Here is a 4,187-nt window from a genome sequence, read left to right as displayed (position 1 = left end):
TACCAGCAGGAACTATCCAAACTCTGTTACAAAATATTCCCCAGCTAACGCGGATTCTAAAGTATCATGTCGTTCCAGGAAAGCTGCTAAAGGCTGATTTGGCACAACTCGGTACGGTTAATTCTGTAGAAGGTTCACCGATTAAAATTCATTCTTCTGATGGTTTTGAAGTTAAAAATGCCACAGTTTTAGCAGCAGATATCGAAGCTGATAATGGTGTAGTACACGTTATCGATACAGTGATTTTACCGGGTTAATTCAGCTAGGGTGGGTATTTTCCACCCTACTTATCAAAATCTTTATAATTAACTAACTATTGGTAGTATTAAAATGCAACTCAATAGTTTAATTTATGTTATATTTGTAATGTGATTACTCACTCATATATTAATGTTGATTTCGTTATTTTAAAATACAATAAATTAAATTCTTAAAACGCTAACATCTATCCCAACAAATTAATGCTCGATTTAAACACCTTAGCTGAGTTCTCTCGTGGCAACTGCGTAAGTATTTGTGCATTTCTTGTACCAGCCAACTTGCTTGTCACAATTTTAACGATGAGCCTAGTAGCGTTACGTCGCCCATCGTATCAAGTGTGGCAATCTGCTGGAATTGCTAGCTTTTTCGCTTCTGTAATGATACTGCACGTATATACTTGGTTCATGATTGGCGTGGTGATGGCTCCTACTTATATCTTGATGTGGCTAGCAATCACCTGTTTAGTAACTAATTTGGCAGCAATTCTTTTTCAAAGACGCTACAGTAATAACCCTAGTCTTTCCAACAACGCCTGAAATCTACAGATAGTAGCGATCGCACTACTTCTTCAACTCGCTAGTATATAGACTCTTCTTCGGCTTGTCGTTAGACATCACTTTTTACAATTATTTCATAGCACCCAATACGGCAATTTTGCCATTTTTGGGTGTGTCTGCCAATAATTACAAACCTGCGATCGCACTTTCTGATCAGGTAAATATCAATTATGAATTACGTTGACGCTTCTCCATTCATGCTCAAGGATAGCATATAGCCAAGAGTCTCGCCATTCTCCCTTAATGCAATGGTGTTCTCGCAAATATCCTTCCTGCTGCATTCCAATTTTTTGCATAACTCGTGCTGAGGCAATGTTTTCTGGGTGACAAGTCGCAAAAATGCGATGTAAGCCTAACTCCTGAAAACCAAATGATACAACTGCTTTTACAGCTTCAGTTGCATATCTTTGTCCCCAAAATTCCTTAGTAAAGCAGTATCCAATAGATGCCAATCTGATTCTACAAAATCTCGCAGTATGAGACGTTGGGTTTCTAGCCGTATCATCTGGAAAATTCTGTACGTAACTGATTAACTACCCGATCTAGCCCCACGGAATGGGCAGCTTTGAACAATAAACGATCGCCTGCTTGCATAAATGTCTTCAACCTAGCCACCAAATCAGCATGAGTTACAAAACACTCCGATGGAATACCTTCGGCACTAATAGCGATCGCTTCGGCATCTTGTCCATCTACCAAAACCAACAAGCCGTCTAAATTCAACTTTTTCACTGTTTCTCCCACTCGCTGGTGCAACTGCTGCGATCGCTCTCCCAATTCTTTCATTGCACCCAACACGGCAATCTTCCGTTTTCCGGGTGTGTCTGCCAATAATTGCAGCGCTGCAATCATAGCTTCTGGTGCAGCATTGTAGGTTTCATCTAAGATTACCACATCGTTGGGTAAGGTAAATCGCTGCGATCGCCCTGTGGGCATATCCACCATCACACCTGCTTTGAGGCTTGCCCAATCGATTCCCAACACTTTTGCCACCGCTAAAGCTGCTAAGAAATTAGTCGCATTGTGACGACCAGGTAAAGGTAGAGGTAGTTGGATTCCTGCAACTTCTACCTGGTCGTTATCAATTAATTGCCCTTGGATATCCCCACCAGAAAAGCCGTAAGTTAAAACTTCTCCGTGCCAAACTTTTGCTGCCGTGGCCATTAATAAAGGATTGTCGTGGTTGAGAATTGCCACACTATCAGCAGCCATTTCGGCTAACAACTCACATTTTGCTTGTGCGATCGCTTCTTCCGAACCCAGTAACTCAATATGTGCCGTCCCCACATTGGTAATCACTCCAATTGTTGGACGCGCTATTTGTGTCAGTTCGGCGATTTGTCCCCTACCTCGCATCGCCATTTCAATCACGGCGTAGTCATCTTCTTTGCCCAGTTCTAGAAGAGTTTTCGGGACACCGATTTCGTTGTTGTAATTTTCATAAGTTTTGTGAACTCGTCCCTTTGTTCCTAAAACTGCGGCAATTAATTCTTTAGTTGTAGTTTTACCTACAGAACCTGTGACACCAATTACAGGAATGTTAAAGCGATCGCGCCACCATCTGCCAATTTTCTGATATGCTTTGAGGGTGTCTTTTACTTGTAATACAGGAAGTCCCCGATTTTCATATTCAAAATCCACAATTGCCACTATTGCACCCTTTGCGATCGCAGTTTGCACAAATTCATGTCCATCAAACTTATCGCCTCGTAAAGCTACAAATACTTCACCCGGCTTTAGAGTACGGCTATCTGTTTGTATGCCGCAACTTACTTGTGTTAAAGCAGTTTCAGATAAGTTTACAGAACTGGCTAAAAGAACTTCAACCAGTTGGGTTAGGGTGGCAGAACAATGCATAAATAATTTACAATTTAAAGTTCAAAATTATAAAAAGGAGTCAGAATACACAATTCAGAATACTCTACCCATAAAGGGATAGAGTTTTAATTATTGTTGAATATTTAATACTAGTTTCGCTTAACCTCGGGCGAGGTTTTAACCAATATTCATTACCCACTCGTACAGAATTCATACCTGTTTTCTGACCGGAGGCGGAGCTTTCCTTGCTCCGCTCCTGAGTTCTGAATTCTTCTTATAAATTTGCATTTTTATTATTAGCGTAGATGCAAACCAGCTTGTCGCCAGACATCGTTCTATGCTAACAACCCTAAATCTAAAACCCGGAATATTTAAAATCCAAAAACTTGATAGCGAAGTTTGACAGCTTGTCATTTGACTATAGCAACGCCTCAACTGACAATTATGGAGGATATCGCAGCGAATAAGCTGTTATTGGAGAGAGAGAACAGGAAATGAAAAAAATTATTACAGTGATGCTGTTAAGTATAGCAATCTTCACCTTTGCCTTCAGCAATCCAGCTTTGGCAGCAGATGCTGTTAGTGGAGCTAAAGTATTTAGTGCTAATTGTGCCTCTTGTCATGCAGGAGGTAAAAATCTGGTTCAAGCTCCGAAGAACCTGAAGAAAGAAGCTTTAGAAAAGTATGGTATGTACTCAGCAGAGGCGATTATTGTCCAAGTTACAAAAGGTAAAAATGCCATGCCTGCTTTCGGTAGTCGTTTAAAAGCTAACCAGATTGAAGATGTAACTGCTTATGTGCTTTCACAAGCAGATAAGGACTGGAAGTAGACTAAAATCTAACTTCAATAATTAATGATTTGCGGGGCTTTTTGTCCCGCTAATTTTAGGGTTGCCGAAGTTGTCAAATAGGATGCATATACCAATTTTGGATTTTAGACTTCGACTTCGCTCAGGAACCATCGAACGATTTTGAATTTTGGATTAAGGTTTTTACAACAAGACTGTTCCAAGAATATCAAACAATACTCCCTATCCTCATTTGGTATTATGAGTTATTTGTGGCGATTATTTCTCAGTGTAGTTATTGCTTTCCCTCTCACTTTTTTGACTTTACCTGCACATTCATTACCCATATATATCACGCAAATTACAGGGGCTGATTTCTTGGAATTGGGTATAGATAAGATGCGGCGGGGTAATTACCACGAAGCAATAGAGAATTTCAACCAAGCAATTGACGTTAAGAAAGATTTTGCTGTAGCTTATAGCGATCGCTGTCTAGCTTATCTCCAATTACAAGATTACCATCAAGCCGTTACAGATTGTACTCAAGCAATAAATTTTGCACCAGATAACTTTGAAATCATTTGAAGAACACTATGACCATCACAGGTTTCTCCTTCCCCACAGCCATCAAGTTCGGCGCCGGCGCGCGCAAGCTCGTCGCGGACCACTTGAAAGAGCAAGGCCTCAAGCGCCCGCTGATCGTGACCGACAAGGCCTTGGCCGCCCTGCCCGTGCTGGCGGAGTTCAAGACGCACCTCAACGG

Annotated in this window: 6 protein-coding genes; 4 read left to right on the top strand and 2 right to left on the bottom strand. The window is 41.0% G+C overall.

All coding sequences use genetic code 11. The features are described from left to right. Together LC574_RS29205 and LC574_RS29200 are read left to right on the top strand one after the other, a co-directional pair. Positions 1-257 (top strand): fasciclin domain-containing protein (locus tag LC574_RS29205; RefSeq protein WP_229457124.1); only part of this gene is annotated, 257 nt, incomplete at its 5' end. Between the two features lie 204 nt (positions 258-461). After that, on the top strand, positions 462-797 hold the full coding sequence (locus LC574_RS29200) for a hypothetical protein (RefSeq protein WP_229457123.1): 336 nt from the start codon (positions 462-464) through the stop codon (positions 795-797). A 185-nt stretch (positions 798-982) separates the two neighbouring features. On the opposite strand, the gene LC574_RS29195 is transcribed toward LC574_RS29200, so the two are convergent. Together LC574_RS29195 and murF are read right to left on the bottom strand one after the other, a co-directional pair. After that, the gene (locus LC574_RS29195; RefSeq protein ID WP_229457122.1) at positions 983-1,270 is read right to left on the bottom strand and encodes a GNAT family N-acetyltransferase; all 288 of its coding nucleotides are present in this window, start codon (positions 1,268-1,270) and stop codon (positions 983-985) included. 49 nt (positions 1,271-1,319) lie between these two features. Next, positions 1,320-2,675 carry a UDP-N-acetylmuramoyl-tripeptide--D-alanyl-D-alanine ligase gene (gene murF / locus LC574_RS29190; protein ID WP_229457121.1) on the bottom strand — a complete coding sequence of 452 codons (1,356 nt, stop codon included), beginning with the start codon at positions 2,673-2,675 and terminating at the stop codon, positions 1,320-1,322. Positions 2,676-3,130: 455 nt separating this feature from the next. Here murF and petJ point away from each other — a divergent pair, with 455 nt between their 5' ends. Then, positions 3,131-3,466, top strand: a complete 336-nt coding sequence (petJ, locus tag LC574_RS29185; protein WP_229457120.1) for a cytochrome c6 PetJ — start codon at positions 3,131-3,133, stop codon at positions 3,464-3,466. A 219-nt stretch (positions 3,467-3,685) separates the two neighbouring features. Beyond that, the gene (locus tag LC574_RS29180) at positions 3,686-4,009 is read left to right on the top strand and encodes a tetratricopeptide repeat protein (RefSeq protein WP_229457119.1); all 324 of its coding nucleotides are present in this window, start codon (positions 3,686-3,688) and stop codon (positions 4,007-4,009) included. The last annotated feature ends 178 nt before the right edge of the window (positions 4,010-4,187 follow it).

This window comes from Nostoc sp. CHAB 5715 (assembly GCF_020829685.1).
Lineage (GTDB): Bacteria > Cyanobacteriota > Cyanobacteriia > Cyanobacteriales > Nostocaceae > Nostoc.
The sequence above is the reverse complement of the archived record's forward strand: the minus strand, read 5'-3'. Positions and strand labels throughout refer to the sequence as shown.

What these genes read in the sequence shown, in the direction of transcription:
- LC574_RS29200 (WP_229457123.1), top strand. Translation starts at nt 462, where the DNA reads ATGCTCGATTTAAACACCTTAGCTGAGTTCTCTCGTGGCAACTGCGTA.
- LC574_RS29180 (WP_229457119.1), top strand. Translation starts at nt 3,686, where the DNA reads ATGAGTTATTTGTGGCGATTATTTCTCAGTGTAGTTATTGCTTTCCCT.
- petJ (WP_229457120.1), top strand. Translation starts at nt 3,131, where the DNA reads ATGAAAAAAATTATTACAGTGATGCTGTTAAGTATAGCAATCTTCACC.
- murF (WP_229457121.1), bottom strand. Translation starts at nt 2,675, where the DNA reads ATGCATTGTTCTGCCACCCTAACCCAACTGGTTGAAGTTCTTTTAGCC.